Source organism: Chryseobacterium sp. BGA-UO-ETr-SB22 (assembly GCF_059567885.1).
Genome location: NZ_JCAQOV010000005.1, coordinates 3,094,590 through 3,121,453 on the forward strand (window position 1 = coordinate 3,094,590; position 26,864 = coordinate 3,121,453).

Genomic DNA, 26,864 nt, shown 5'->3' on the forward strand with positions numbered 1-26,864 from the left:
ACTGTTATGGTAACAATTATAAGGATCAGCAGGTTGATATTTAAAGTTACTTCTTTAATTTGATAAAAGTATATAAAAATGAACAGTACAAAATACTCGAAAGAATATTATTGGCACTGAGAATAGTATAATAATCGTTTTCTGACAACTCAGCAATCTGGTGCTGGATAATAAAAATAAATACCGAAACGGAATAGTAGAAAAAAATACTGGCATCTACCAGAATAAAACGGTTCTGTGCAGAGGTATTTTTAATCTCACGGATCAAAGTAACCCCGGAAAGGCAGATGATAACGATATTGGAAACTACTTTCGCAATATCTGCATTAGATGGATAATCAAACCCATATTTCGAAATCATAAAACCTCCCGCCAGCACACCTGTAATACCCAGAACATATTTCGGCCAATCCAGTTTTCTTATAAATAAACCTGTCAGCAAAAAAAACTCTCCTGCGATGTACAAGGGATAAAGAAATGATGTATCATTAAGCCTGAAGATATAAGGCAGCGCCAGATTCAGCAGTTCAATAAAAAAAAGAAAAGCAATACAATAAAAATACTGCTTTTCTTTTTGGTTTAATATGCGGTATTTTGCTGCTCCCAGCAGTATAACAGATAGAAGCAGTGCATAATTCAGGAATAAAATTGCCTTATAAAGTTCAGCCATTCCTCAGTTTATCGTTTTTAAAATCCACTTCCTACATCTACATCCGGAATACGGCAGATAGGAGGACATGGTTTTGCCCAGTCATATGTATTGGAAACAGTTTCTGCACCCAGTTCTGAATTTCTAAGATTTGCTCGGGAAGAAATAAAGATAAGAGTTACCAGCATTTTTCCATAGATATCATTGTATCTAAGGCCAAAAGAACAGGTAATACCCAGCAAACCATCATCCTCAAGGCAAAGGTCTGCGGTAGGAACATAGAATTTTCTAAAAATTCCAATCCCTTCATTTTCTCTGCATTCTTTATAAAACCACTCCATACCTTCGTTTCTCCAACGTTCAATAGCTGATACAGCGATATCCTGCTCAAGAATAGGTGTATTGGAAACCGGGAATCCCATATTAGCATTCTTCTCTGTGCTCTCAAGATTTTTAGAAAGAACAGCGTTTCTAATAACAGTGTATTCCTGAACTTCCTGTAGTCTCAAATCTTTATCAAGTTCTGTAAGGAAGCTGTACGGATATTCTTTGACGTCTATTTTTACCCCTTCATTATTCATAGGATAAAAAATAAGAATCAAACGATCTCTATAAACTCCTACTGCTGCACAAAAGTCTTTATAATCCTTAAAGCCCTTCATCCACTCAAGGTGCTCACTGGAAATATTAAAAACATAGTTGGTAGGAATCAGCTTTTGAATTTTGGAAAAGTCAGAGAAATACCCTTTCCATTTGTTTGATGCTGCTCTACATTCTTCTACAGGCAGCATATAGTCTACAATGTTTAATGTTGACATAAGCATAGTTTTTAGTCCTATAAAAATATATAAACTAAACATGCTACGCAAGTAAGATTTTAATTAATAATTTTTCACTGTAATATGATAACAGCTCTGTTGTCTTTCTTTAATGTAATATATTCTACCGGCATTCTGATAGTGCTTTAAAACTTTCTCCAGCGCTATTTCCATTTTCGGATTATACTTCAGAACGTTGTTGAACCTTACATAAGAAATGTCAAAAGAGTTACCATAATTGTGAGAACTAATCCCTAGTGAGGCGTTAGAATTTACTCTTCTCAGTCTGCACTGGTCTTCAAGAGTCCGGGTAATGGATGAAACGGTAAAAGTTCCTCCTTTTGTATCTTTACTGAATTTGGAACCTATTTTCTCCAGGGTAGTTTTGGCTTTGGATACCATATAAGCCCTGCTGTAATCAAGTCTCTGAACCTGATATCCTTTTCCCGATTTTTTTATTTTGTGGAATTTTCCGCTGCCGATATATTTCTGTACTGTTTTGGAGTCTTTCAGTAACTGTATTCCAAAACTCTTTGAGGCGTCAAGATGGGGTTTGTAAAGCGGTGTAGGCTCAACCTTCAATACAGTAGTAAGATCATAGCAGGGAAAAGCCTTTTTTGCTGCCTGCGAATAATGTAAACTATAAATAAAAGGTACAAAGACCACACAAAAAAACTTTCTCATTAACCATCCTTTTAAATTACAAACGAAAGATAAAACATTTATGTTATATCTTTCAAAACCTATTATAATACTCTCCAGATAAATCCCAAACAAAGTTTACACCAAATTATTAATTTTATAATTTTTGTTCCCTATTTTTTGAAATATTTTTCAATTTTAACTTTTTACTTTAAGATTTAAATTTTACATTTGAGATACATTTAAATAATAAACAACATGATAAAAAAACTTTTCGCTGAATTTTTCGGCACATTTTGGCTTGTTTTCGGAGGGTGTGGAAGCGCTGTTTTCGCAGCTGGCGTTCCCGACATTGGCATCGGACTTTTAGGAGTTGCTTTAGCCTTTGGTCTTACTGTTCTTACGATGGCTTACGCTGTAGGGCACATCTCAGGAGGACACTTTAATCCGGCTGTTTCTTTTGGACTTTTAGCAGGAGGAAGATTTCCTGCAAAAGACCTTATTCCTTACATTGTAGCCCAGTGTCTGGGAGCCATTGTAGCAGCAGGATGTCTGTACACAATCCTTAACGGTGCGGGAGCGGTAGAATTCTCAAAACCCGGAGATTTTGCCACCAACTTTTACGGAGAGGCCGTTTACAACGGAAAAGCTTTCAGTATGGGAGCCGCATTCCTGGCTGAGTTTTTATTAACTGCCTTCTTCCTTATTGTGATCATGGGAGCTACGGATAAATGGGCCAACGGTAAATTTGCCGGTCTTGCTATCGGTCTTGCTCTTACTTTGATTCACCTGATCTCTATTCCTATTACGAATACTTCTGTAAACCCTGCAAGATCACTTTCGCAGGCTGTATTTGTGGGCGGAACTGCCATGTCACAGCTTTGGCTGTTCTGGGTAGCCCCTATTTTAGGAGGAGTTGTAGGAGGATTGATCTACAAGTTCTTACTTCAGAGAGATACTGCAGAAATTGCAGATTAATTTTTAGAAAAATATTCAAATATAAAATCCTGTCAGGCGGCAGGATTTTTTTTATGCTCTGATCACAAATAAATTATTCTAATTTCTTAAAACGCAAAGTATTTATATGAGAATCTTCTGGTTTTATTTCAGTTTTTTGATGTCAAAAGGATTTTTGAATATCAGTTCTTCATGCTTCCCTTTGATTTCCATTTTCCGCTGAAGCAGATTGAGTGCCATTTTTCTGATAAAAAGGTCTTTGTCATTCAGTTTCCAATAAGAATCTTCGTGAAGCTTTTTGGGTGGACGTATCAGATAAAATTCGGTTTCCCAGGTGTCTGCATTATGGTAAAATTCAATGATGCCGCAATGTTCGGGAATATGAACTGCATCTACCATTCCCATTGGGAGCAAAAAGCTAAAAGAATTACACATATAATCGCCACAGGAAATCTTATCATGTTTCAGAAATTTTTCTCCGGTATCTTTATTGAGATATGATTTTTTGAAATCATTTTTAAAATCACTTTTCGAAAACTTGATCTCAATTTCATGACTTCCTCCTTCTGAATTTATGATCAGAATATCTGCCTCCCAATCGGCCTGAAAATAATTGGTCAGTACAATTTCTTTTTCAAAATCACAATGGGAATGGATATAGGCGTGTATGAGTTCTTCTATTTTGATCATGAATATGATGATAAAATGTAAAAATATTTAATAATAAAATATTATAAAACGCAATGTTTGCAATGTTTCTTAAATTACCAACTGATTACAATGTTCGTAAAGGCGTTTCACTCAGCAAAGTTGTAAGTTATATTCAATTATTATTCACTAATAAAATTGACAGGCGAAGTAAATTGACCATTCACAATTGAATTTTACGTTCAGCTTCTTAGCTTACCAGCAGACTGCATCCTCTGATATCAGAATGATCTATTCTTCCCAATACCTGAAACTTATCACCTACAATTTTACCTAAATCCTGTGTCGCAATAAATGAGCAGGAATGGGTATTGGCAAGATCAATGATATTAATAGCGCCTGTTCTTCCTTCTTTTTCGTAGGATAGAGGATCTTCTGCATTCCGAACCATAATTCTCATCCAGTTCGGGCATTCATACTCATTATTTCCAAGGGAATATGCCTGTGAAAGCAGTTCCGTCATGGAATATTCTGAGTAGATTTTATCTGTTTTAAGGCCGTCCTGTAAGATTTTCAGCAATTCATCTTTCGTCATTTCTTCTTTTCTTCCTTTCATTCCTCCGGTTTCAATGACCATTAAGTTTTCAGGAAAATTCAGCGATTCTTCGCTGTGCTCAGAATGACAGTAGTCCAGAAAGTCAAGAAGTGCAAAGGAAACTCCAAATAGAATTACTTTTTTATCCTGAAGTTTATTCAATAACTCAAAAAGATCAGAATGGTTATAAAGGAAATATCCGTTTTCAGGTTTATCAGATTTCTTCATCAGATAGTCTACCATATAGATCAATGATGAATTCTGTTTTTCCAGATAACTTGGAAGTAAGCCCAGAAAAATAAAATCTTCGGGTTTCCCGATAAACTGTTCAAAACTTTTATAAATACTTTCTTCATAAAGTTTCGGATCTGCGATGAAATGTTTTGAAAGATTTATCTGCGTTGTTCCTGAACTCTGAAAAAACAGATCGGTTGTTATATTTTTGTCCAGAATCTGATGATTTTTGAACATTTCGATTGGCAAAAACGGAATCTTCACCAGACTATCTACCTCATCAGGATTAACATTCAGAAAGTTGACAAATTTCCTGTATATTTCAACATTTTCATATTGATAACGAAAAGTTTTCAACGATGCATTCAGAAAATCCTGTTCAGTCTGTATATTGAATATATTTTTTAATTCCATAACCTTTTAGCACCTTATCACCTCAGTATAAAGTATTTATAAAGATAAAATATTGATATTTAATAATTTTTTAATCTACAAAACCTATTTTGGTAGGCTTATTGCACATACCTAAACGGAATATGGATTAAAAACAAGAGTGGGTTTCGGCCCGTTCGAAAGTTACCTCTTTTTAGGGGTAATTTTTTTTTGCTTTATTTTTCAAAAGTCTTCAGTTCAAAATCTTTTTCAAAAACCCCGTAGGTAAAATAGGAAATCCAGTCTCCGAGGTTAATATATTTTGAATTCTGCTCCAGATCAAGTACCATTGGCAGGTGTCTGTGTCCATAAATGAAGTAATCTATCTTCTCAGTCTTCAATTTTTCTTTGGAGTAAATGATCAGAAACTCTTTATCTTCTCCCAGAAATGCTTTGTCTTCTTCTCCGGAGATCATTTTGTTTTTTTGGGAAAGGTACAATGCAACTTTCATCGCAATATCGGGATGCAGCCATTTGAAGAACCATTGTGCCACCGGATTTGTGAATAATTTTTTCATTCTTTTATATCCTTTATCACCAGGCCCTAAGCCGTCTCCATGAGCCAGCAAAAACTGCTTTCCTCCCATTTCAAAATACTGTTTCTGATAAAATACAGTGCAGCCAATTTCCTCTTCCAGATAATCTTTCATCCACAGATCATGGTTTCCGACAAAGAAATAGATATGAATTCCTCTGTCTTTAAGTTCTGCAATTTTTCCGAGAACCCTGATATATCCTTTGGGAACTACATGTTTCCATTCGTGCCAGAAGTCAAAAAGATCACCCATTAAAAACAAAACCTGGGCATCTTCTTTGATCTCATTCATCCAGCGTATAAATTTTTCTTCACGCACTTTACTCTCACTGGGTGTGGGAGCTCCAAAGTGCTGATCTGAAGCGAAATATACTTTTTTTCCAGGTTCTAAATTAATTGTTGTTTTTAACACCTTCTGAGTTTTGGGGTAAATTATTGATTATCTTCTGCAAACCATTCTCCATAAGAGTTTTCTGTCTCATGAAGTTTAAGATAGGCTAAAGAAATTCCATCAGGAAGTTTTGATTTTACTTTAGCAGCAATAGCGTACAACATGTTTTCACAAGTTGGCTGGAAGCTGCAATAGATTACTTTATGCCCTTTCTGTTCCAGATCATCTCCCAATTCTTTGTGTGGAGACAAGGCATTTACAAGAACCGCATGGTCCCATACATCTACAATTTCGGAATTTACGATACTTTTGATATCTCCGAAATCTACCACCATTCCATTTTTAGGATTTTCAATATCATTGATCGGTTTTCCTTTCACTGTTACAAACAGCTTATAGGAATGTCCATGCATATTTTTACACTTCCCATCGTAGTTGTAAAGCACGTGAGCTGTTTCAAATGTAAAAATTTTTGTAATACGTATCATACTGCAAAGATATAATAAAACGGTCTAACTTGAAAAAGCCAGACCATGTATAAATTGATTCACAAAATCTATTGAAATTCCCCTTGAGTTTACTCTGTAAATAAGTGCTCTGCTGCGTTTGTATGTTTTATAAAAATTACTCCATCAAAACATTCGTTCAACTTAAGAGGTTCTGTGATGGTAAATTTTTCTGTCGCTGGTGTTATAGGGTTGTATCCCAGAAGTCTCATTTTAAAAGCCTTTCCGTATATTTCTTCATTGCTGCTGCGGAAGTCTACAAAATAGTTTTCATTTTTTTTGCTTCCTAATTTCTCTTCCCAGCTATTTTCCAATTGTTTTGGGAGTGGATAGGAGGTGTATTTATTATTCTTTACTGCACGGGGATCTGCAGTAGCACTATAGCTTCCTAAAACAGTAGATGTTGCCAATGCGTAATATTTGTTTCCGTATTTTTCTTTTAAATATCCTCCCATACCATCTACCAGTATAGGTTTCAATGCAACGTGTCCGTCATGTGCAAAAAGGATCATTTTTTTATCATACCCGGACTGAATATTTTTGATCATCTCGGCCATGATAAAGTCTCTGGATACCTCATAATTTTTTTTGCTCGCTTCATAAGGTATTTTAAATCCAAGCTCAAGATGCTCTAATGACAGTTTTGAACTTAAATCCATTTTCTTACCATATAAACTATCCAGCTTTTTAGTGAGTAAATATCCTTCTGTTCCATTTTTTATCACTTCCTTCATATCCAATCTGAAAGATGGGTCGTTTTGTTTTTCCCACATTCCATCCTGTACTATTGCCTTCTTTTGAACTTCTCCTGCTATATCAGAATAGTCTTTTCCAAAATTGTCCGATTTTTTCAGAATTTCAGCACTCCTCGTGAGAGCATCAGTATCGAATCCGGAAATGATTACTTTGTCTTTATGATTCTTATTATAGGTTCTTATCCACGCCAAAAGGGTATTAATTTCTTTTGTCTGCCAGATAGAAGTCATATATTTTTTCAGTGCATCCTTTAAATCAATATCAGAATTAACCGCCTCATTAAGAAACGAAGCATCACCGTAAGAACTTTCAAAGGCTACAATTCTAAAACCGTTTTTGCTAATCAGCTGTTTTGAGATTTCACTTCTTATTTCATTAAACTCTTTGGTTCCATGTGTTCCTTCTCCCAGCCCAACGATAAGATTGTCTTTTAAATGTTCACTAATTTTCTTTATCGCCTTAGTTTCGTTTGTATGGTCTGTAAAGGGAGTTTGAAATTGTACTTCTCCTTTTGTATTTTGCGAAAATCCCATAGAGGAAATTAATATGAGATTGAGTAAAAAATATTTCTTTAACATTGTATAATTTTCAATGGCTTTTCTTACGTAAAGAGAGAATAAAGCCTTATTCATCACCGTAAATTTAGAATAAATTATAAAAAAATTCTCTTCAAAAAATTACATTAACCCTTCATTAACTCACTCAATTTCTACCTCACAGATTATCAAAACAGTACATTTTAATTACTCTCTCAAAGCTTTTTATCTTTTTGTTTCTACACTCAATCCTCCTTTTTAATCTATTTTAAAGGTTAAATTATTATCCGGAGTTCCATCAATATTGAGAGCATTGTAAGGCACAGAAAGCCAGCCGTTTTTATTCATTACAAATTTGAATTGGTAGATTTTCCCTTTTTCAAACTGAGATTTTGGTATTACCAGCTCAAAAGTATTGTTCTTTTTCAGATTCATATAGTAGGTCTTATCATCAGGATTCCAATTATTAAATGAACCTGTAACTGATATATTTTTGATAAATTCTATGCTTTGTTTTTCAGGAAATTGGTAGGAAAAAATAACATTTCCTTTTTCTGTGCGATATCCATAGATTTCTTTTTTAAGATCAGGATGAACAAGAGGTTTAGATTTTGTATATTCTTCTGCCAACGTGTAAGGATTCAGCAAACTCTTATCCATGATCCCCATAATCTGATTGATCATCTGATACATCACCGCAGATTCTTTATATCCGTTGTACATCAATACAACAGCCCTATTTTTTTCAGGAAAAATTCTGTATACACTTACATTTCCACCAGAAAAATGATAGGACTTTACATTATTAAAAGTTCCCATATCCCAGCCATGAGTAAAGATGATATTTTTATCTTTATATTCAAACGGTTTCCACATCAGCTCTTGTGTGGAAGGCTTTAGAAAATCATTTTTGCTCAAATGAATACTCCACTGTAAAAACGCAGGTAATGTAATCGCCAAACCATTAGCTGAATGCGCTCTTCTCCCTTCTACAAATGTAGATTTATCGTATTGATGCTTATCCTTGTTGTAAATATATTTTACGATTCTGTTTGGAATTTTTTCAATAGAATTAGATGAAAACACGACCTGATTTCTTAAATCTGAAAACTGTTTGTTGATAATATAGTCTTCATATTTTTCTCCGGTTACTTTTTCAATGATCATGGTGACCAGCATGTAGTTGGTCTGATTGTATCTATAATCACTTCCTGTTTCAAATTCCATTTTCTCTTTTGATAACCGAGCAATTACTTCAGCATTGGCAGCATCCATGGGAATATCAGTGAAACGGATCCAGTCCGGCAGCCCTGAAGAATGGGATACAAGATTTTTCACCTGAACATTTTGCCACTCTGCCGGTACATTGTCAATATATTTTGAAATTTTATCTTCTAAAGATACTTTTCCCTGTTCTATGAGCTGAAAGAGGCCAATATTTGACATCAATTTTGTAGTAGAATAGATTCTGAACATGGAATTGGCATCTACTTTTTTATCAGTCTCTAAGGTTTCCGTTCCGTAATATTTCTGGAAAGTTATTTTATTATTCGTAACAATGCCTACGGCCATTCCTGGTATCTCATTGATTTGAATAACCTTTTTTATATAATTTTCTATTTCTTTTGACTGGTCAGCTGTCTGACTGTAACCCGTGAAGAAGAAACTTAAAAAAAATATCGTTAAAATGGATGGTTTCATGGTAATTTTTGTTTGAGATTTCTCTATTAAAAACAATTGTAAGCCTTATTATATTACATTGAAGAAAAACGTTTATTTTCCAGGAGTTAATTTGTCCGTTTCAAAACCTAATTCATTTAAATAATGAAGTCCGTTTTGTATTTCTATTGAATTTGAACCTGACCATCCTTTTTCTAATCCCAATAAAATAAACTTTTTGATGTATTTGGGCTCATTAAGATTGACCTCATCTTCCGAGCCTGTCATTTTATTTGTCAACTTAACACCTGATTTTAAAGGCTGTCCCATCATATAATCATCATCGGTCAAGAATGTAATGATTAAAGGTGTTTTTTTCTTCCCACTTAAAAAGATTTTTACAGTCAGAGTATTGGTTTCCGTTTCAGAATGGAATTGGTCTGTTACATTATATAGATACTCATTATTATTAATGATGATTTTCCTCAATTTATTTTTCATTGCTTCATTTTCATTCAACCTATTTCTAGCTGAACTTTATTTTATTCTTTTTTCAAATCTATGAATGACTTTGTAGTCTTTATCATTAATCACAATATCATAATTTCCTTTATCAAGGATTAAAAAACGATTGTCTTTAGCTGTTCTGATTTCAATGATATCTGCTGGAATACCGTTCTGTTCAAATTCTCCTTTTCTGTAAGCAAAAACCATAACCGGATATGTTGAAAGTTGAGCAGCCGGAATTTTATAAAACTTTCGGTTTTCTTTCAGCATCCAATCTGGTCTGCCTTTTATATAATTTGTAACAGGATGAATGATCTTGATATCTGTATACAATTCTTTGTCTTCACCGTTATAAATCATTTCTTTATCATCTTTCAAAACAACAGGAACAGAATTGTTTACCAATCTCAAAATTGGTTCATTATATTTCGGGGAACTTCTTTCCGAAAACTGAGTTTGGTCAATGGTCAATGGATTGATACCTGTTAAATCTGAAAGTCGGCCAGCCATCGTTTTTTCCCAGGATTTATGAACTCCTTCATAAGCATGTTGGTATCCACAATAGATCAGATATTTTCCTTCCTTATTTTGCTGCATAAAATCGGAGATATTTTTTGCTTCTCCAATTTCCCTTTCTTTATTATTGCCTTCGGCTTCGTAAGGAAAAAGCTTGAACCCAATTTTCAGGGCATTATAAATGAAATTCCCGAATTCCGGTTCTTTGGAATAATATCCGCTGTTGAGGGTGGCAAATTTTACGGTATTTAAAGAGTCTCCTTCCAGTGTTTCGATGCCTAAATATCGATATCCTTTGTCATACAACCCCTGAAGCAACGAGGACGCAAAGGTTCTGTGACTGGCATTATGATGGGCTTCATTGATGATGATAATTTTCTCATTGGCTGCCTTTTTCAGAATATACTCTTTTGCATTCACGGGAATTAGTTTCGTAAACTTCAGACTATCAGCAGTATTTAGTTTTTTCACTCTTCCGAAAGTCTGGTCCCAACTTTCCAGTGCAGGTTTATATTGTCCGCTTATGGAGTAATATGTTGCCCCCATCTGACTTCTCCAGGACTGACTTTGAGCAGGATCTTCCACCTTCTTTTTAATATCATCAGAAAATAAGTATGGATTTTCCTGGCTATAAGCCTCTATGCTTAACAATAGTAAAGCCAGTGAATAAAAGAATTTCATGTTATTTAGTTTTTTTATTGAATGTTGTTGGTTAAAAATAAAAAAATCAAAGTTCTATTTCCTACTCTGATTTTAATTTTTTACCAGTTTAAAAAAATTTCTCCAGCCAGTCACTTTCCAGACGTTTGATTTTCTTGGTTTCCGGATCAAAGAGAATCCAGAGTGTACTTGAGTCTACCACAAGTTCATCATTGCAGTAAAATTCGACTTTTCTTGGTTGTTTGGCACCTTCAGGAGCTATAGGATAGGTTCTTACTGTGATTGTATCATTCAGATAAACCTGTTTTTTATATTGGATATGGTGATCCAGAAGCATCCAGGCATCGTTTACATATTCGCTTTGATGTTTTAGAAGATCCCAGTGTTCTGCAGCCACTTCTTCCACCCAATGCACATATTGTACATTATTTACATGATTATTCTGATCAATATGTTCTTCGGTTACCTTGATCTGTTTTTCGTACATTAAATTCATGTTCATGAAAAGTTTACTCAAATTTATCATTTTAAAACAGAACTTTCTCAGTCCTGGGGAAACAAAACTTCTATTTTCTAAAATAAAAAACGGAACCAGATGCTCTCTGATTCCGTTCAATATTCAGTATATTGAAATTCTTATTTAGATTTCCCAGCCGGCTTAGCAGCAGTTGCTGTAGCCCCTAATTTATTTTTTACAATAGCAGTAATATCTTCACTTCCGTCTGTATACAGTAAGTTATTAGAATCTTGTGCTGCTGTATCAAACACATAGCTTAGATTTTTTTCTTTAGCTACAGCAAAAATAGCTTCTCTTACCTTCTTTTGCAATGGAGTAAGCATTTCATTTTGTTTAGCAGAAATATCTTTAGCAGCCTGCGCTCTTGTTTCTTCTATCTTTTTACCTAAACCTTGTAATTCAGTTTGTGCAGCAATCAGTTCTTTAGTTACAGCTTCTTTGTTTGCCTCGCTTAGAGTTTTTTCTTTATCCTGGGCTGTTTTCAGCTTAGTCTGATAATCATTGATCAGCTTTTCAATTTCAGTCTGTTTTGTTTTAGTCAGATTATCAATTGTAGTTCCTATAGTTTTTACTTCAGATAAACTTGCAAAAATGTCTTCCGTGTTTACACTTCCAATCTTCTGTTGAGCATTCGCAGCGTTTGCAGTAAGTGTTAATCCTAATGTAATAAAAAGTACTTTAATTAAATTCATTTTTTAATAATATTTTTTCGTCCCCAAATATAATTCAAATTTCAATTACTTAGTATATGACATTCATTCCTTTATTATTTTAGAATTTGAATGAAGTAAAAACAGTCTCACAATTTTTTTGAACAAAGAAAAACCTCCCCAAAAGGAAGGTTTAACATCAAAAAAATATGGAAAAAATGATTAATGGAATTGTGCGGTTTCCGTAGAATCTTTCATTGCTACAGTAGCTGAAGAACCGTTTGTAACAACATTCTGTATTTCGTCAAAATACCCTGTTCCTACAAAAGACTGATGCTTCACCGCTCTGAATCCTTTCTGCTGAAGGGCAAACTCGCGCTCCTGCAGTTCTGAGTATCCAGCCATTCCTCTTTCTTTATAAGCTAATGCCAGCTCAAACATTGCCGTATTCAAAGCATGGAATCCTGCCAATGTAATAAACTGGAACTTATATCCCATTTTTGCAAGCTCTTCACGGAAAGTAGACATCTCTTCTACACTCAGCCTTGCAGCCCAGTTAAATGAAGGGGAACAGTTATAAGCAAGCATTTTCCCAGGGAATTTTGCATGAATCCCTTCTGCAAATCTTCTTGCCTGCTCCAGATCCGGATTTGAAGTTTCCATCCAGATCAGATCTGCATATGGAGCATAGGACAAACCTCTGTCGATTCCCTGCTCTACTCCGTTTTTTACTACATAAAATCCTTCTGCAGTTCTTTCTCCTGTCACGAATTTTTTATCTCTGTCATCAATATCAGAAGTCAGTAGATCTGCTGCATCTGCATCTGTTCTTGCAATAATAAGGCTTGGAACTCCCAGTACATCGGCAGCCAGACGTGCTGCAATCAGTTTGTTGATCGCCTCCTGCGTTGGCACCAATACTTTTCCACCCAGATGTCCGCATTTTTTTGCAGAAGAAAGCTGATCTTCAAAGTGTACACCGGCTGCACCAGCTTCTATCATCTGCTTCATCAGTTCAAATGCATTCAGGTTACCTCCAAAACCTGCTTCTGCATCTGCAATGATGGGCACCAGATATTCTTTATCTCCAACTCCGCTCACAGATTGTACCTGGTCTGCTCTCAGTAACGCATTATTAATTTTCTTTACCACAGAAGGCACTGAATTGGCAGGATACAGGGATTGATCGGGATACATTTCTCCTGATAAATTGGCATCTGCAGCTACCTGCCAACCTGAAAGATAAATAGCTTCCAGCCCGGCATCTACTTCCTGTACAGCCTGATTCCCCGTAAGGGCTCCAAGTCCTGCCACATAATCCTGGTTGTTTAATTTATTCCAGAATTTTTTGGACATTTCTGTAGCAATGGTATACTCTATGGTATAAGAACCGCGAAGTTTCAAAACTTCTGCTGCTGTATAAGGTCTTTTCACACCGTTCCAGCGTGGGTTTGTCAGCCAGTCTTGTTCTATAGCCTGGATTTGGTCTTGTCTTGTTTTCATAATATTTGGATTTTGTTATTTAGGGTTGGGGTTCGAGATGCGGGATTCGGGGTACGAGGTTCGAGATTCGAGATATAATTCTCAAACTTTCAAACACTCCTACTCTCTTAATCTAAATAAAAGGATATGCTTTAAGCGTTAAAAATTCTTCAAAATTTTCAGAGAAGATCAGTTCATTGAAAAGTTCTTTGGCAAGGTTGAATTTTCCGTTTTTGAAACGGGTTTCTCCAACATACTTTTCAATATTGTCCATTTCTTCACTTTCCCACTGTAAAATCATATGGCGGGTCAGTGTTCTGTCATCACTTAATACCGCTTCGTTTTTCAGCCACTGCCAGATCTGTGTTCTTGAAATCTCTGCAGTTGCTGCATCTTCCATCAGATTATAAATAGCGGCAGCACCGGTTCCCATCAGCCAGCTTTCAAGGTAAAGAATTCCTACATTGATATTTTTTCTGACTCCTTTTTCGGTAATATCACCTTTGGGAATTTCCAACAGGTTACTTTCTGTTATATGATATTCAAATTTTTTGTCGATCTGATTTTTGGAAGGCATATACTGGTCAAAAATTTCTTTTGCCACTGAAACTAATGCTGGATGTGCTACCCAGGTTCCGTCGTGACCGTTTTTCACTTCCCTTTCTTTATCATTTCTTACTTTTTCAAAAGCAAGATTATTAGCTTCATCATTGTCCTTTACCGGAATTTGAGCTGCCATTCCGCCAATCGCATGTACATTTCTTTTATGACATATTTCGATGACTCTTTTTGAATAGGCACTCATAAAAGGAGAAGTCATGGTCACCTGATCTCTGTCCGGTACAATAAACTCCGGAAGGTTTCTGAATTTTTTGATATAGGAAAAAATATAATCCCATCTGCCACAATTCAGTCCGGCACTGTGCTCTTTTAATTCAAATAAAATTTCATCAATCTGAAATGATGCAGTAATGGTCTCGATTAAAACTGTCGCTTTAATTGTTCCCTGCTGAATTCCCAGATAATCCTGGGCAAAAACAAAAACCTCATTCCACCAGCGGGCTTCTTTATAATGTTCCAGTTTCGGAAGGTAGAAGTAGGGACCACTTCCTTTTTCTAAAAGCGACTTTGCATTTCTGAAAAAATAAAGTCCAAAATCAATCAGCGAGCCGGAAGCTTTTTCACCATTGATTTCAATATGCTTCTCCGGGAGATGAAGCCCGCGGGGACGAACCAGCAAAACTGCAGTTTTTTCATTAAGTGTATAGGCTTTCCCTGTTTCGTTTACAAAATCAATAGTACGATTAATGGCATCAGAAAGATTAATCTGCCCCTGAATACAGTTTTCCCACACCGGCGAACTGCTGTCTTCAAAATCCGCCATAAAGGTAGATGCTCCGGAATTCAAAGCATTGATAATCATCTTGCGGTCTACAGGTCCTGTAATCTCTACTCTTCTGTCCAACAAATCTTCAGGCAGCGGCGCACATACCCAATTTCCATTTCGGATCTCTTCTGTTTCTTTTAAAAATTCAGGAAGATTTCCCTGATCAAAATTCTGCTGTGTATTTTTTCTCTCTTTTAAAAGTTCAAGTCTTTTAGGATTAAAATTCTGATGAAGTGCAATCAGAAAATCTACCAAATCCGGAGTAAAAACTGCTTCAAACTGCTTCTGTGCTTTTATTTCTAATTGAGTCTTGGTTTCCATAACATATTGATTTTGTGATTTGATATTACAAACATAAATAAAAATATTCACAAATAGCGAACGTTCGCTAAATTTATTTAAAATTTATTATGCGAATAATCGCATCTATTTAATTATATTTGAGTAATGAATTCAGAAAGCGACTTTATCAAAACAGTTTTCGGGCTAAAACTGAAACAGCAAAGACAAAAGAAAAACTGGTCTCTGCAGGATCTTGCTGTAAAGACAGGATTATCAAAATCTTATCTTAACGAAATTGAAAACGGAAAAAAATATCCCAAACACGATAAGATTATTCAGCTTTCTGATGCACTGAGCTGTACTTTTGATGATCTGGTTTCCACCAAACTGGATAAAAGCTTAGCGCCCTTCAATGAAATTCTGCAATCGGATTTCTTCAAAGAAGTTCCATTAGAGCTGTTCGGGATCAACAAAAACAACCTTATCAGTATCATCAGTGATGCTCCAAAAAAAGTGACGGCTTTCATCAATGCTCTGATCGAAATTTCTCAGAATTATAATCTTGGTAAGGAAAGATTTTATTTTGCTGTATTAAGGTCATTCCAGGAATTGTATGACAATTATTTTCCGGAAATTGAAGAAAAAGTAAATCTGTTTACTCAGGAAAACAATGTAAAACCTGGAAAAAATTTAAAGTCTGAGGTACTTGAAAAAATTCTTACAGAAAAGTTCAGCTATACAATTCAATCTGAAGATTTTGAAAAATATGGAACTCTGGATAATCTTCGTTCGCTTTTTATTCCGGAGAAAAAATTATTACTGCTCAACCAAAAACTGGAAAAAGATCAGAAAACATTTATCCTCGCAAAAGAAATCGGATTTAATGTTCTGGAACTAAAAACACGCCCGAATACTTACTCATGGCTTGATTTTGGAAGTTTTGAGGAAATTCTTAACAACTTTTACGCTTCTTATTTTGCGGGTGCTTTATTAATTTCAAAAGAGCCTGTCATTGAGAAAACATCAGAATTTTTTCAAAATAATACATGGGAATCTAAAAATTTTGAAAACCTCATCAACAGTTTTACCCGTTCTCCTGAAACATTCTACTATCGACTGACTAATATTCTTTCAGCAGAAATGGGAATTAAGGATTTATTTTATCTGTGTCTGGTAAAAAAGAAGAATTCGGATAGGATTCAGATTTTAAAAGAACTTCATCTGAACCATCAGCAGGCACCTCACGCCAACGCTACCAACGAGCATTACTGCAGAAGATGGATTGCCGTGAAAAATCTAGATCATTTAAAAGAAAATGAAACTCTGACTGATGCTCAAATATCTCATTATAAAGATCAGGGAATAAGTTATCTGGTCATTTCCACTTCACAAAAGAATCCTTTTTCGGATGGAAGCAACAGAAGTTACTGTCTTGGTATTTTATTGAATTCCCAGACGATTAAAAAAATTAGTTTTATAAAATCTCCTTCTCTGAAAACGATCAATGTTGGAGTAACCTGTGAATCCTGCAGCATTGCAGATTGCGAAGTAAGACAAGCGCCACCGGTAAGACTGGAAAAGGAGCATTTTAATTTAAGCATGAAAAGTTCTGTGGAGAAGATAAGGAAGAGGTTTGAGAATTAATTTGTGAATCGTGAATCGTCAATACGCTTCGCTTGTGAATTTTAATACTGTTGTTAACCTTCTATTCCACTCACTTACGAAGTAAAATTGACTATTCACTTAATTGTCTTTTATTTCCTATCTTAGTACAAAACACACTTATGATACTGGATATATTGTTTCCCAACCGCTGCATCCACTGCAACAGAATCATTGATTCTGAGCTTTTGGTATGTGACCTTTGTTTCAGCCAGATTTATTTTACCCACTATTCCTATTTTGAAAACAATCCGATTAAAGAAAAATGCAGTTTATTTTTTCCTGTTGAAAACACTTTTGCATTACTACAGTTTGAAGAGGAAAGCTTAAGCCGTCAGATTATTCATGAACTGAAATACAAAGGCCGGGAAAAAGCAGGAAAGATTATTGCATACTGGACAACAGAACGCCTGAACTTTAAGAACGAGAAACCTGATCTTTTGGTAAGTGTACCGCTTCATCCAAAGAAACTCAAAGAGCGTGGATATAATCAGCTTCATTTATTCACAGAAACTTTAGCGGCATTTTATGACATTCCTTTTGATCATCAATTAATCAAAAGAAATCATTATTCAAAGGCACAGGCTTTAAAAGATAAGAAACACAGATTGGAAGCTGTCAATACATTCTCTATCACACAACCTGTCGACGGAAAGCATATTCTTCTGATTGATGATGTTTTTACCACAGGAAATACAGTTTCATCAGTTGCATGGGAAATTTTAAATGCCGGAAATAATAAAGTGAGTGTGCTGGTAATGGCGATGGATGTTTAAAAGAGGTAAGGGATACGTGTTTTTCGAGATGTGAGTTTCGGGGTAATAGCTTCGGGATTCGTGATCATATTCAAAAATATTATCAAACTCTAGGGCTCTCAAATTCTCCCACACACTTACCCAATCTATTTTCACTATTCAATTCTTTTTCCTAATTTTCCGGAAACTAAACAACTATGCCACATCTGCTTTTATTACACGGAGCTTTAGGTCACAGCGACATTTTCACGCCTTATCTAAATACTTTATCTCAGTATTTTACGGTACACACTCCGTTGTTTTCAGGACATGGAAACATGGAACTTCCGGCTGGCGGCATTAGTATTGAAAAATATACTCAGGAATTATCAGAATACTGTGAAGTAAATAATTTGACAGATGTATCTATTTTCGGGCATAGCATGGGAGGGTATGCAGCACTTTGTTATGCAATGAAAAATCCTGAAAATGTAAATTCTATTATCACGCTGGGAACAAAGTTTGACTGGACTGAGGAGCAGGCTTTAAAAGAAAGTAAGATGCTTAATCCTGATGTTATTCTTGAAAAAATTCCACAGTATGCCCAACTTTTAGAAGCACAGCACGGATCAAAATGGAAGCAGCTTCTACCAGCTATAGCTGATTTGATGATTGATCTAGGTAAAAATCCTCCGTTGGAAAATAATTTTGCCACGATTAATATTCCCATTCAAATCATGGTGGGAGATAAAGACAATATGATAACTATTGAAGAAAGTTCAAGGGTTTACAGAAGTCTTCCGAATGCAAAATTGGCCGTACTTCCAGAGACAAAACATCCGCTGGATAAAGTACGACCAAGTCTATTGTTGAACTTAATGAAAGATTTTTGGAATCTTTCTTAAATTATCGTTGAAGTTTTTCTCCGTAGCTAAGATCTCCGGCATCTCCTAAACCAGGAGTAATATACCCTTTTGATGTTAACTCTTCATCTATGGCTCCTACCCAGATATGAGCTTCAGGATAAGCATTCTGAATCGTTTCCACTCCCTGTCTTGAAGCAATTGCTGCTACAATATGGAGCTGGGTTGGGTTTCCATTGGTTAACAAATCTTTGATTGCTTCAATTAAAGAAGCTCCTGTGGCCAACATGGGATCTGCCACAATCAAAGGTCTGCCTTCAATGCTTGGGCAGGTCAGATAATCCTGTTTGATTGAGAAATAATCGTTGGCATCGTGCTTTCTGTAAGCAGCTACAAAACCACAGTCTGCTCTGTCAAGATAGTTCAGAATTCCTTCAAACAAAGGAACTCCCGCTCTTAGAATAGTTGTAATAACCGGCTGTACAGCAATTTCCCTGCTTTTTATTGTATCTAAAGGAGTTTGAATTTCAACTTCTCTGTACTCCAGTCCTTTACTGATTTCAAAAGCGGCAATCTCTCCGATTCTCTCCATATTTCTTCTGAATCTCATTCGGTCATGTTGAATGTCAACGTTTCTAAGTTCGTTGATCCATTCGTTGACAAGAGAAAAGTTTTGCGATAAAATAGTAAGCATGAAAATTTTATTTTTTTTAATTTCAGTTAATTGATATTAATTGTTGCAAAATTACAACTAAAAAACGAATTGAAAAATTGGGCCTGGGGAGAAATAAAGTATATTAAGAAAATACATCTATCACTCTATGCAGCTATTTTTAAATGATGAAAAGGGTAATTTTAAGGGTGAATATTCAGCTTTTAACTTAGAATTAAAAAAATCCGGCAAGTAAACTTACCGGATTTTCTTTCGAACAATTGTTCTTATTATTTCTGTCTGAAATACACTTCAATCGGAATTCCGGTAAACCCAAATTCTTTTCTCAACTGGTTTTCAGTAAATCTTTTATAAGGTTCTTTCACATACTGTGGAAGGTTACAGAAAAATACAAACTGTGGTGACGGCGTAGGAAGCTGAACACAATATTTGATTTTGATATATTTTCCTTTCAATGCCGGTGGTGGTGTATTTTCGAAGATTGGAAGCATTACTTCATTCAGTTTTGAAGTTTTGATTTTCTTCTTACGGTCTTCATAAACCTGCATGGCTACTTCTACAGCTTTTAAGATTCTCTGCTTCGTTAAAGCCGAAACAAATAGGATTGGAATATCCTGGAACTGACCGATTTTGTCCTTGATTAATTTCTCGAAATCACGCATTGTATTCGTCTGCTTGTCTTCAATCAAATCCCACTTATTAACAAGAATTACAATTCCTTTTCTGTTTTTCTGAGCCAATCCGAAGATGTTCATATCCTGAGATTCCCATCCTTGTGTAGCATCCACCATAATGATTACTACGTCAGAATATTCGATAGAACGGATAGATCTCATTACGGAATAGAATTCTAGGTCTTCGTTTACCTTAGATTTTCTTCTCATCCCTGCAGTATCTACCAATACAAACTCATGTCCGAATTTATTATATAAAGTCTGGATACTGTCTCTTGTAGTTCCTGCAATATCAGTTACGATGTTTCTTTCAACATCCAATAAAGCATTTGTCATCGTAGATTTCCCTACGTTTGGACGGCCTGCAATGGTAATTTTAGGTAATCCTTCAAAAGGATCTTTGTATTCTGTTGTTGGGAAGTCTCTAACGATATCATCTAAGATTTCTCCTGTTCCTGAACCGGTAGCAGAAGAAAGAGTGTAATATTTATCAATTCCTAACTGGTAAAATTCTGTTGCCGGAAGTTCTTCTTTAGCAGAATCTACTTTATTGATAACAATATAAATTGGTTTATTGGATCTTCTTAGTAAGCTGTAAATTTCGTAGTCTGTATCAGTAAGTCCTTCTTCCACATTCATCATAAAGATAATAGAGGTAGCTTCTTCTACGGCCAATTGTACCTGCTTACGGATTTCTTCTTCGAAGATATCATCTGTACCTACATCATAACCTCCGGTATCAATTACCGTAAAATCGACTCCGTTCCAGTCTGATTTTCCGTAGTGACGGTCTCTGGTAACACCAGCTGTAGAATCTACAATAGCTTCTCTTCTTTCTAATAAACGATTAAAAAGCGTAGATTTTCCTACGTTGGGACGTCCAACGATTGCGACAATATTTGACATAAAAAATGTTTAATAATCCTTCTGCTTATGCTCAGGATATGTTATTAATGGGTTACTCCAACTTTTGGAGCCCAATTTTTTGCAAAGATAAGATTTTATTATTTAACAAGATACTTCGGGATGGAAGCTGGAATAAGGAGGCTGGAAGTTACTATTCAGCGGATAAATTACAATAATTGCCCGCTTTAAAATTGAATAAACAAATATCCACAATCTGCTATTTTACGATGAAGGTAAGTTTTTTGAAAATTTTTATCAAAAAATAATTATTTGGCAATCAATACATAAAGCAGTTACTCCTGTATTATGTTAATTAATCTTTAATTTTGATTTTCATATTTAAAATAAATTCTATAATTTCGCATCATCGAAACAGACCTATAGTGTAACGGTAGCACTCCGGTTTTTGGTACCGTCAGTCGGGGTTCGAATCCCTGTGGGTCTACATAGCAGGAGAAATGATTATAATTATCGTTTCTCCTGTTTTTATTTTGTGATAATCCATTGTTAATTTGAAAGATATAGTGAGCTACAGTATTAATTCTTGTGGTTCGATATTGATTTCCGTCAAATTCAAGTTTTTCAGGAAAAATCGAACCAATGATTTGGCGCTTGACTGCAATATCCCCTTCTGTATAGACTTTCCAGATATTAGTAAGTGTTTCTAATGCTTTTTCCAGTAGCTTTGGTATATCTAATTTATTTTCTCTCGGCTTGTCACTTAATTGTCTTTCCATCTTTTCAATCTGCACTTTATATTCTTTTTTTATTTCAAGATATTCTTCATCATCAATTATTTCAGAAAGCAGTTTATTCCTTGCCACAGATATCCTTGAATTTAGCCTATCAATCTCTTCAGATATTTTCTTTCTTTCATCCTGAGGAGCTTTTATAAACTTCTGATAATTATCCAGAAATACTTTTTTTATAAGTTTTTTTGCTGGCTCATTCATTTCCAATTGTTTTAATCCCTGTTCAAAAACTGAATTGACCAATTCTGCTCTATGACGGAATCCACAGGCTGCATTGCAATGATAATAGTAGTATCTGCTATTTCTGCCTTTTGAAGCGCTTGCTGTAATATTCTTTCCACATTTAGGACATACTAAAAAACCCCGTAATGGAAAGTGTTCACCTGAAAGAATTTTAGTATTAGGACGCTGTAGCCTCCTTTTACCATCCAGTACTTCTTGCACTCTGTTGAATAGGTCTTCACTGATTAAAGCTTCATGCTGACCATCTACAAAATGTGCTTTTTCATCTTTGTGTTTTTCTAAAAATACTTTTCCATAGTATATGGGATTTCTTATTGCTATATGGAAAGATGTTCTACTCACCTTTTTAATTGTTAATTCATTGACCTTTTTTCTGATTTGATTAGAAACCAATATTCCTTTTGCAATCTCATTAAAAGCCCACTTCATGGCTGATGCTTCAGGTTCTTGCTGTACAATATACTTTTCACCATTTTCCCTGCTTTTGTTAACATAACCAAATGGTGCTTTTCCCATAACTCTTCCTTCTTTTTTTGCCCTGCGCATTCCATAAAATACGTTAAGAGCTCTTCTATCATTTTCAACTTCAGGTGCTGCCAAATAAATTGCGAGCATCATTTTATTTTCAGGTATTGAAAGATCTAAAGGCTGGTCAACAGCCTGTGGTTCTATGCCCAATTTTGAAAGTGTACTTATCATTTGATAGGCATCCCCTGCATTACGGCTGAAGCGATCCCATTTAGTAAATAGGATAAGGTTTGTTTTACAACTTCTCTTTTTAAGTGCAGTTAAAAGTTTTATCCATTCAGGACGGTTAAATGATTTTGCGGAATGGTCTTCGTAGATAATTTGTCCGATAGAGATATTATTAGATGAACAATATCTCTTTAAACGATCCTCCTGATCTCTTTGTGAATATCCTTTGTCAGCCTGTTCATCGGTAGAAACACGGATGTATAAATCTGCTATCTTCATGATTTTCATTTTTTAGTAATTATCAAGGATAGCTTTAGAAATATTATTATTCAGAGTAGAAATACTGTCTAATAACAATTGTGGTAAGATTATACAGAAATTCCATGATCAGTTCTGCTTCTTCCTCAGTTATTTCCATGCCTTCGTTTTGAAAGAATTCCATCACCTCCTCGATAGGTATTTTTTTTATTTTCTTATCCTCCAACACTTCGAATAAATTTCAATAAAATTATTAGCGAAAGTGGATAATAATTCTATTCGGCTTTGAAGGAATGTATATGTCTTTTAATGGCTTTATTTTAAAGCTGGGATTTTCTTAACAGTATTATAAGCTAGTATTACTATTTTATAATCAAAAGGAGACTAAAATTTCACCTTACGTACATTTCAATTGGATTATTATCCATATGCGGCTTTTTATTCTCTACAAATGAAGTACGCATATTATCCTTTACTAGAACAGATATCCTGATATTGAATTTTCTTAAACTTCTAACTAAGAGAGCTTTAAATAGCTGAGTATAAATGTACTAATTTTTCCTAAAATCATAAATACTTATTCTTTAAAATCCAAAATATCTCATCATATTAAAAATAAAATATCGATTCCCATGGGTATTTTATTAAGCTTTAAAGCTTCTGACAAAAACAAAAAACTTCTCTAACTAAAACTTGGTCTTTTTTTATCTATTAGCATTACGATTTCTTCCCAAAATCAAGTCGTCAATTTCAAAATCATATTTCTCATGCTCGTCTCTAAAAGTAATTCTACCTTCGAATTTTGCTTTTTCAACTGCAAATTCGCGATATCGATTGACGATTCCACCCTCTAAAAATATCCAAATTGTCGTTTTATTATTGTCAATCTCGTATTGTATATCTCTAACCCAAAACCTGTTCCAACCGATTTTAGCTTTAATAAAGAAAAATTCAAAAGTTTCGTAAACTCTTGGAATTACTGGCATTGTAAGTGAGAAGAAGCAGTAGCTATCATAGTAACGTATGCTGAGCAGCACTGGCACTCCCGGCTCGGTGTAAAATAATGCAGGATTATGCTCATTAAGATCAAGGATTCCTTCATAGATTTCCTGTAACCACTTTGAAATCTTCGCAGAAGAATATCCGCTCAGCCTCGAAATTTGAGCTATAGTAAGATTTTCATCGGTTTTGAAGTAATCATTTTCTAAAATCCATTTAAGAAAATCGCTATACCTTTTCCTCCTGTCGTTGGATAATAAAATCTCCGACCATTTAGACATATTCTGAAGGCAATGTAAATACTCTTGAGTTGAAGCCTTGTGAATAAATTTTGGACGTTCAGTTCTCTTTGCCATTCATTTATGAGATTAAAAATTGTTCAAGAGTAATTTCATCACTTTAGTTTAAAGTCAAATAACTGCTGTGGATGCACATCTAGCCCTTTGGCTAACTCTTGAATAGTAGAAATCCTAAGGTCTACTTCCCCTTTTTCTATTTTGCTAATATTACTATGATCTACATCACATTTTTGCGCCAACTCTCTATAACTCAAATTAAGCTTTTTTCTGAACATCTCAACTCTTTTGCCAAATGCAATTCTAAATTCTAATCTATCCATCTGATTAACTTTGAATAGACAAATTGATGAGATTTTAATCATTTTTTGTAGTCGAATTAACCTACATAAAGAAAAATTTTTTATATTTGCTAAATAGTTACAATAAAGGTAACTTTGCAATACTTCAATATTAATAATCGAAGCTATTGCTTAGATTCTCGACTAGAAAACTGGTAATTTTATGTGTACGGGAAGATAAGTAAATTAGCTCACGACCGCGGCGTGGGCTCTCTTATCGTACACAGGTATACCAGTACCTCTAGTCAATAAGTTGAGTTCCACGCCTTTTCTTTTGGGCAATATGTAGTTGAGTTAGCGTTTTGATGCAGAGAATTTATCTTATTGATCGAAGCAGTTCCTTCTAGCAATAATTTCACTGCTTATGAAAACAGACTCTTTGCCCCGCATGCCCACCGATCATCAGCTATATGAACTGCTGAAAAAAGGTAATCCAGCCTCTTTAGAACATATTCATTTGCGCTACAAAAGACTTCTTTTCTGGCTCGGAAAAAAAATGCTTGAGGATGATTTTGTAGTTGAAACGCTTGTACAAGACACCTTTCTCAAACTTTGGATACACCGTGATTCCATTGAAACTCCTAATCATATCCTTGGCTTTTTACGGTTTGTGTTGAAAAGAGACTGTATATCGTATTTCAATGCTCCCCAAAATAAATTCGCCCGTTTAACCACTTCCCTTGAACGTTTTGAGAATTATCAGGATTATCTCGTCGGTTACGATCCTCTGCAAGATAAAGAGCACCTTCTCCGTCAGCAGTCCGATCAAAAAGATTTTGATGAAGTTAACAGGGTTTTAAACGTAATAAGTCCCAAAAGAAAACACTTGATTGAACTTTGTCTTGAATACGGCTTTCAGTATAAACCCATTGCAGAAGCAATGGGGAGCAGTGTGACAGCCATAAGCAATGAAGTGAGCAAAGCTATAGATGACCTCCGGAAAATCATTAAAGGAAGTTCTTTTGAACAGCCACATGAAAAAGCTACCGATAATAAAGAGCTTTCAGATAAACTCAGTGACCAGCAATTAGATATTTTAAAAAGAAGGTTTGAGCAAAAATCTTCTTTCAAGATTATTGCTCAGGAACTTAAACTTTCAGAAAAGGAAATCCACCGGGAATTTCTATATGCCTATCAATATATACAAAATCGAAATACCACTAAAAGCCCTCTTTAAAATGGAAAAATCGACGGTTACACTTACCCGAAAAATTCAGCTGCTGATCGATGTTCCCCCAGTTGAAAAAAAGGATATGTGGGAAAAGCTATACCGATATCAGAACCGATGTTTCCGTGCGGCTAATTTTATTGTTTCCCATCTATATGTTCAGGAAATGATTAAGGATTTCTTTTACTTCACAGAGGAAATTCAATACAAACTTGCCGATGCAAGCAAAGATGAAATGGGAATATTTACACGTTCAAAAACAAGCACAACGGCACGCATGGTTTTTGACCGTTTCAAAGGAGAGATCCCTACCGATATTCTGGGAAGCCTGAACAATACGATTCAATCTACTTTTTCTAAGAATAAAGCCGGATACTGGCAGGGTTTAAAATCTTTGAGAAATTTTAAGAGAGATATTCCCATTCCGCTTCCGGTTAAATGCATCAGCAAAATGAAATATAATCCTGAAAAGAAAGTATTTTGCTTCAACATGTTTGCTATTCCGGTTAAAACGTATTTAGGGAGGGACTTCTCTGATAAGCGCCAAATCATGGAACGCCTTTTACGGGGAGAGATAAAGCTTTGTACATCACAGATCCAGCTTAAAGCCGGGAAAATCTATTGGCTTGCAGTGTTTGAATTTGAAAAAGAAAAGCATCTTTTACAGCCTGAAATTATCGCAGAAGCTTCTCTGTCTCTGGAACATCCTATAGTAGCAAAAGCTAATAATGTACGAATCAATATTGGCTCAAAAGAGGAGTTTTTATATCGCAGGCTTGCCATTCAGGCAAGTCAAAAGAGAATTCAGGCCGGCATTGCCTATGCGCGCTCTGGGAAAGGAGCCAAACGCAAACAAAAGGCACTCCATAAAACAGAAAATTTGGAGAGCCGATATGTAAGCCATCGGCTTCATGTGTACAGCCGGAAACTTATCGATTTCTGTATCCAGCAGCAGGCAGGCACACTTATTCTTAAAAATCAGGAAGATAAAATCGGTATTGCAAAAGATCAGGAATTTGTGCTCCGCAACTGGAGTTATTATCAGTTGCAGACCAAAATAAAATATAAAGCAGAAAAAGCTGGCATCGAATTAATCATTGGATAGCAAAAAAAATAATGAGGGTGCTTGTACACCCGTAGGGTGAGGTCAAAGTACACTCACTAAATACTTAATAGTATATACAACGGCGTGGGCTCACTTTTTTATTTATAATTTGGAACAAAAAATATGTCAAGGCCC

Annotated in this window: 26 protein-coding genes, 1 tRNA gene and 1 pseudogene; 7 read left to right on the forward strand and 21 right to left on the reverse strand. The window is 35.2% G+C overall.

Annotated elements, in window-relative coordinates; genetic code table 11:
• Nucleotides 1-46 precede the first annotated feature (46 nt).
• From AC57AW_RS21435 to AC57AW_RS21445, 3 genes are all read right to left on the reverse strand, one after another.
• Entirely contained in the window at nt 47-670 is a 624-nt protein-coding gene (locus AC57AW_RS21435) for a hypothetical protein (protein ID WP_496353502.1), read from the reverse strand.
• Between the two features lie 17 nt (nt 671-687).
• Nucleotides 688-1,467, reverse strand: coding sequence for a hypothetical protein (locus AC57AW_RS21440; protein ID WP_496353503.1), 780 nt, complete (start codon nt 1,465-1,467; stop codon nt 688-690).
• A gap of 63 nt (nt 1,468-1,530) precedes the next feature.
• On the reverse strand, nt 1,531-2,151 hold the full coding sequence (locus tag AC57AW_RS21445) for a DUF5715 family protein (RefSeq protein ID WP_496353504.1): 621 nt from the start codon (nt 2,149-2,151) through the stop codon (nt 1,531-1,533).
• Nucleotides 2,152-2,370: 219 nt separating this feature from the next.
• Here AC57AW_RS21445 and aqpZ point away from each other — a divergent pair, with 219 nt between their 5' ends.
• Complete coding sequence (gene aqpZ / locus AC57AW_RS21450) at nt 2,371-3,087, forward strand: aquaporin Z (protein ID WP_089690627.1); 717 nt, start codon at nt 2,371-2,373, stop codon at nt 3,085-3,087.
• Nucleotides 3,088-3,210: 123 nt separating this feature from the next.
• On the opposite strand, the gene AC57AW_RS21455 is transcribed toward aqpZ, so the two are convergent.
• From AC57AW_RS21455 to aceB, 12 genes are all read right to left on the reverse strand, one after another.
• Nucleotides 3,211-3,756 (reverse strand): hypothetical protein, encoded by a 546-nt coding sequence (locus AC57AW_RS21455; protein ID WP_496353505.1) that lies wholly within the window; start codon nt 3,754-3,756, stop codon nt 3,211-3,213.
• Between the two features lie 208 nt (nt 3,757-3,964).
• Nucleotides 3,965-4,957, reverse strand: coding sequence for a LuxE/PaaK family acyltransferase (locus tag AC57AW_RS21460; protein WP_496353506.1), 993 nt, complete (start codon nt 4,955-4,957; stop codon nt 3,965-3,967).
• Nucleotides 4,958-5,151: 194 nt separating this feature from the next.
• A complete protein-coding gene (locus AC57AW_RS21465; RefSeq protein ID WP_318846677.1) occupies nt 5,152-5,922 on the reverse strand; it encodes a UDP-2,3-diacylglucosamine diphosphatase in 771 nt (256 codons plus the stop codon).
• Between the two features lie 20 nt (nt 5,923-5,942).
• Nucleotides 5,943-6,389: a 6-pyruvoyl trahydropterin synthase family protein gene (locus AC57AW_RS21470; protein WP_047386591.1), complete on the reverse strand. Its 447-nt coding sequence runs from the start codon at nt 6,387-6,389 to the stop codon at nt 5,943-5,945.
• Between the two features lie 89 nt (nt 6,390-6,478).
• The gene (locus AC57AW_RS21475; protein ID WP_496353507.1) at nt 6,479-7,795 is read right to left on the reverse strand and encodes an erythromycin esterase family protein; all 1,317 of its coding nucleotides are present in this window, start codon (nt 7,793-7,795) and stop codon (nt 6,479-6,481) included.
• 162 nt (nt 7,796-7,957) lie between these two features.
• Nucleotides 7,958-9,400 (reverse strand): serine hydrolase, encoded by a 1,443-nt coding sequence (locus tag AC57AW_RS21480; RefSeq protein ID WP_496353508.1) that lies wholly within the window; start codon nt 9,398-9,400, stop codon nt 7,958-7,960.
• A 72-nt stretch (nt 9,401-9,472) separates the two neighbouring features.
• A complete protein-coding gene (locus AC57AW_RS21485) occupies nt 9,473-9,859 on the reverse strand; it encodes a hypothetical protein (RefSeq protein WP_496353509.1) in 387 nt (128 codons plus the stop codon).
• A 36-nt stretch (nt 9,860-9,895) separates the two neighbouring features.
• Nucleotides 9,896-11,062: a hypothetical protein gene (locus AC57AW_RS21490; protein ID WP_496353510.1), complete on the reverse strand. Its 1,167-nt coding sequence runs from the start codon at nt 11,060-11,062 to the stop codon at nt 9,896-9,898.
• An 88-nt stretch (nt 11,063-11,150) separates the two neighbouring features.
• Entirely contained in the window at nt 11,151-11,537 is a 387-nt protein-coding gene (locus AC57AW_RS21495; protein ID WP_496353511.1) for an acyl-CoA thioesterase, read from the reverse strand.
• 140 nt (nt 11,538-11,677) lie between these two features.
• On the reverse strand, nt 11,678-12,250 hold the full coding sequence (locus AC57AW_RS21500) for an OmpH/Skp family outer membrane protein (protein WP_318846671.1): 573 nt from the start codon (nt 12,248-12,250) through the stop codon (nt 11,678-11,680).
• Nucleotides 12,251-12,430: 180 nt separating this feature from the next.
• A complete protein-coding gene (aceA, locus tag AC57AW_RS21505; protein WP_496353512.1) occupies nt 12,431-13,711 on the reverse strand; it encodes an isocitrate lyase in 1,281 nt (426 codons plus the stop codon).
• 112 nt (nt 13,712-13,823) lie between these two features.
• A complete protein-coding gene (gene aceB / locus AC57AW_RS21510; protein ID WP_496353513.1) occupies nt 13,824-15,398 on the reverse strand; it encodes a malate synthase A in 1,575 nt (524 codons plus the stop codon).
• A gap of 126 nt (nt 15,399-15,524) precedes the next feature.
• Here aceB and AC57AW_RS21515 point away from each other — a divergent pair, with 126 nt between their 5' ends.
• From AC57AW_RS21515 to AC57AW_RS21525, 3 genes are all read left to right on the forward strand, one after another.
• Entirely contained in the window at nt 15,525-17,003 is a 1,479-nt protein-coding gene (locus AC57AW_RS21515) for a helix-turn-helix domain-containing protein (RefSeq protein ID WP_496353514.1), read from the forward strand.
• Nucleotides 17,004-17,143: 140 nt separating this feature from the next.
• Nucleotides 17,144-17,797, forward strand: a complete 654-nt coding sequence (locus AC57AW_RS21520) for a ComF family protein (protein WP_496353515.1) — start codon at nt 17,144-17,146, stop codon at nt 17,795-17,797.
• A gap of 176 nt (nt 17,798-17,973) precedes the next feature.
• Nucleotides 17,974-18,660, forward strand: coding sequence for an alpha/beta fold hydrolase (locus AC57AW_RS21525; protein WP_496353516.1), 687 nt, complete (start codon nt 17,974-17,976; stop codon nt 18,658-18,660).
• A 1-nt stretch (nt 18,661) separates the two neighbouring features.
• On the opposite strand, the gene upp is transcribed toward AC57AW_RS21525, so the two are convergent.
• Nucleotides 18,662-19,312: a uracil phosphoribosyltransferase gene (gene upp / locus AC57AW_RS21530; protein WP_496353517.1), complete on the reverse strand. Its 651-nt coding sequence runs from the start codon at nt 19,310-19,312 to the stop codon at nt 18,662-18,664.
• 248 nt (nt 19,313-19,560) lie between these two features.
• Complete coding sequence (der, locus tag AC57AW_RS21535; RefSeq protein ID WP_318846664.1) at nt 19,561-20,871, reverse strand: ribosome biogenesis GTPase Der; 1,311 nt, start codon at nt 20,869-20,871, stop codon at nt 19,561-19,563.
• Between the two features lie 374 nt (nt 20,872-21,245).
• Between der and AC57AW_RS21540 the strand changes: the two genes are divergently transcribed.
• Nucleotides 21,246-21,316, forward strand: a tRNA-Gln gene (locus AC57AW_RS21540).
• Between the two features lie 519 nt (nt 21,317-21,835).
• On the opposite strand, the gene AC57AW_RS21545 is transcribed toward AC57AW_RS21540, so the two are convergent.
• From AC57AW_RS21545 to AC57AW_RS21560, 4 genes and pseudogenes are all read right to left on the reverse strand, one after another.
• Nucleotides 21,836-21,964 carry a hypothetical protein gene (locus AC57AW_RS21545; protein WP_496353518.1) on the reverse strand — a complete coding sequence of 43 codons (129 nt, stop codon included), beginning with the start codon at nt 21,962-21,964 and terminating at the stop codon, nt 21,836-21,838.
• Nucleotides 21,936-22,850 (reverse strand): annotated as a pseudogene (locus AC57AW_RS21550) (recombinase family protein); the annotation flags it as partial. The pseudogene AC57AW_RS21550 and the gene AC57AW_RS21545, both read right to left, overlap by 29 nt.
• A 674-nt stretch (nt 22,851-23,524) precedes the next feature.
• Nucleotides 23,525-24,175, reverse strand: coding sequence for a hypothetical protein (locus tag AC57AW_RS21555; protein ID WP_496353519.1), 651 nt, complete (start codon nt 24,173-24,175; stop codon nt 23,525-23,527).
• A 38-nt stretch (nt 24,176-24,213) separates the two neighbouring features.
• Nucleotides 24,214-24,438, reverse strand: a complete 225-nt coding sequence (locus AC57AW_RS21560; RefSeq protein WP_463711787.1) for a helix-turn-helix domain-containing protein — start codon at nt 24,436-24,438, stop codon at nt 24,214-24,216.
• Nucleotides 24,439-24,820: 382 nt separating this feature from the next.
• Here AC57AW_RS21560 and AC57AW_RS21565 point away from each other — a divergent pair, with 382 nt between their 5' ends.
• Together AC57AW_RS21565 and AC57AW_RS21570 are read left to right on the forward strand one after the other, a co-directional pair.
• On the forward strand, nt 24,821-25,633 hold the full coding sequence (locus AC57AW_RS21565; protein WP_496353520.1) for an RNA polymerase sigma factor: 813 nt from the start codon (nt 24,821-24,823) through the stop codon (nt 25,631-25,633).
• Between the two features lies 1 nt (nt 25,634).
• A complete protein-coding gene (locus AC57AW_RS21570; RefSeq protein ID WP_496353521.1) occupies nt 25,635-26,729 on the forward strand; it encodes a nuclease/transposase family protein in 1,095 nt (364 codons plus the stop codon).
• Nucleotides 26,730-26,864: the final 135 nt, after the last annotated feature.

Excerpts from the sequence above, each read along its gene's own strand:
- AC57AW_RS21555 (WP_496353519.1), bottom strand. The coding sequence starts at position 24,175 with ATGGCAAAGAGAACTGAACGTCCAAAATTTATTCACAAGGCTTCAACT.
- AC57AW_RS21470 (WP_047386591.1), bottom strand. The coding sequence starts at position 6,389 with ATGATACGTATTACAAAAATTTTTACATTTGAAACAGCTCACGTGCTT.
- AC57AW_RS21520 (WP_496353515.1), top strand. The coding sequence starts at position 17,144 with ATGATACTGGATATATTGTTTCCCAACCGCTGCATCCACTGCAACAGA.
- AC57AW_RS21495 (WP_496353511.1), bottom strand. The coding sequence starts at position 11,537 with ATGAATTTAATGTACGAAAAACAGATCAAGGTAACCGAAGAACATATT.
- AC57AW_RS21525 (WP_496353516.1), top strand. The coding sequence starts at position 17,974 with ATGCCACATCTGCTTTTATTACACGGAGCTTTAGGTCACAGCGACATT.
- AC57AW_RS21570 (WP_496353521.1), top strand. The coding sequence starts at position 25,635 with ATGGAAAAATCGACGGTTACACTTACCCGAAAAATTCAGCTGCTGATC.
- AC57AW_RS21480 (WP_496353508.1), bottom strand. The coding sequence starts at position 9,400 with ATGAAACCATCCATTTTAACGATATTTTTTTTAAGTTTCTTCTTCACG.
- aceA (WP_496353512.1), bottom strand. The coding sequence starts at position 13,711 with ATGAAAACAAGACAAGACCAAATCCAGGCTATAGAACAAGACTGGCTG.
- AC57AW_RS21485 (WP_496353509.1), bottom strand. The coding sequence starts at position 9,859 with ATGAAAAATAAATTGAGGAAAATCATCATTAATAATAATGAGTATCTA.
- AC57AW_RS21455 (WP_496353505.1), bottom strand. The coding sequence starts at position 3,756 with ATGATCAAAATAGAAGAACTCATACACGCCTATATCCATTCCCATTGT.
- AC57AW_RS21440 (WP_496353503.1), bottom strand. The coding sequence starts at position 1,467 with ATGTCAACATTAAACATTGTAGACTATATGCTGCCTGTAGAAGAATGT.
- AC57AW_RS21460 (WP_496353506.1), bottom strand. The coding sequence starts at position 4,957 with ATGGAATTAAAAAATATATTCAATATACAGACTGAACAGGATTTTCTG.
- AC57AW_RS21435 (WP_496353502.1), bottom strand. The coding sequence starts at position 670 with ATGGCTGAACTTTATAAGGCAATTTTATTCCTGAATTATGCACTGCTT.
- AC57AW_RS21565 (WP_496353520.1), top strand. The coding sequence starts at position 24,821 with ATGAAAACAGACTCTTTGCCCCGCATGCCCACCGATCATCAGCTATAT.
- AC57AW_RS21515 (WP_496353514.1), top strand. The coding sequence starts at position 15,525 with ATGAATTCAGAAAGCGACTTTATCAAAACAGTTTTCGGGCTAAAACTG.
- aceB (WP_496353513.1), bottom strand. The coding sequence starts at position 15,398 with ATGGAAACCAAGACTCAATTAGAAATAAAAGCACAGAAGCAGTTTGAA.
- AC57AW_RS21500 (WP_318846671.1), bottom strand. The coding sequence starts at position 12,250 with ATGAATTTAATTAAAGTACTTTTTATTACATTAGGATTAACACTTACT.
- AC57AW_RS21560 (WP_463711787.1), bottom strand. The coding sequence starts at position 24,438 with ATGGATAGATTAGAATTTAGAATTGCATTTGGCAAAAGAGTTGAGATG.
- AC57AW_RS21475 (WP_496353507.1), bottom strand. The coding sequence starts at position 7,795 with ATGAATAAGGCTTTATTCTCTCTTTACGTAAGAAAAGCCATTGAAAAT.
- AC57AW_RS21490 (WP_496353510.1), bottom strand. The coding sequence starts at position 11,062 with ATGAAATTCTTTTATTCACTGGCTTTACTATTGTTAAGCATAGAGGCT.
- AC57AW_RS21445 (WP_496353504.1), bottom strand. The coding sequence starts at position 2,151 with ATGAGAAAGTTTTTTTGTGTGGTCTTTGTACCTTTTATTTATAGTTTA.
- der (WP_318846664.1), bottom strand. The coding sequence starts at position 20,871 with ATGTCAAATATTGTCGCAATCGTTGGACGTCCCAACGTAGGAAAATCT.
- upp (WP_496353517.1), bottom strand. The coding sequence starts at position 19,312 with ATGCTTACTATTTTATCGCAAAACTTTTCTCTTGTCAACGAATGGATC.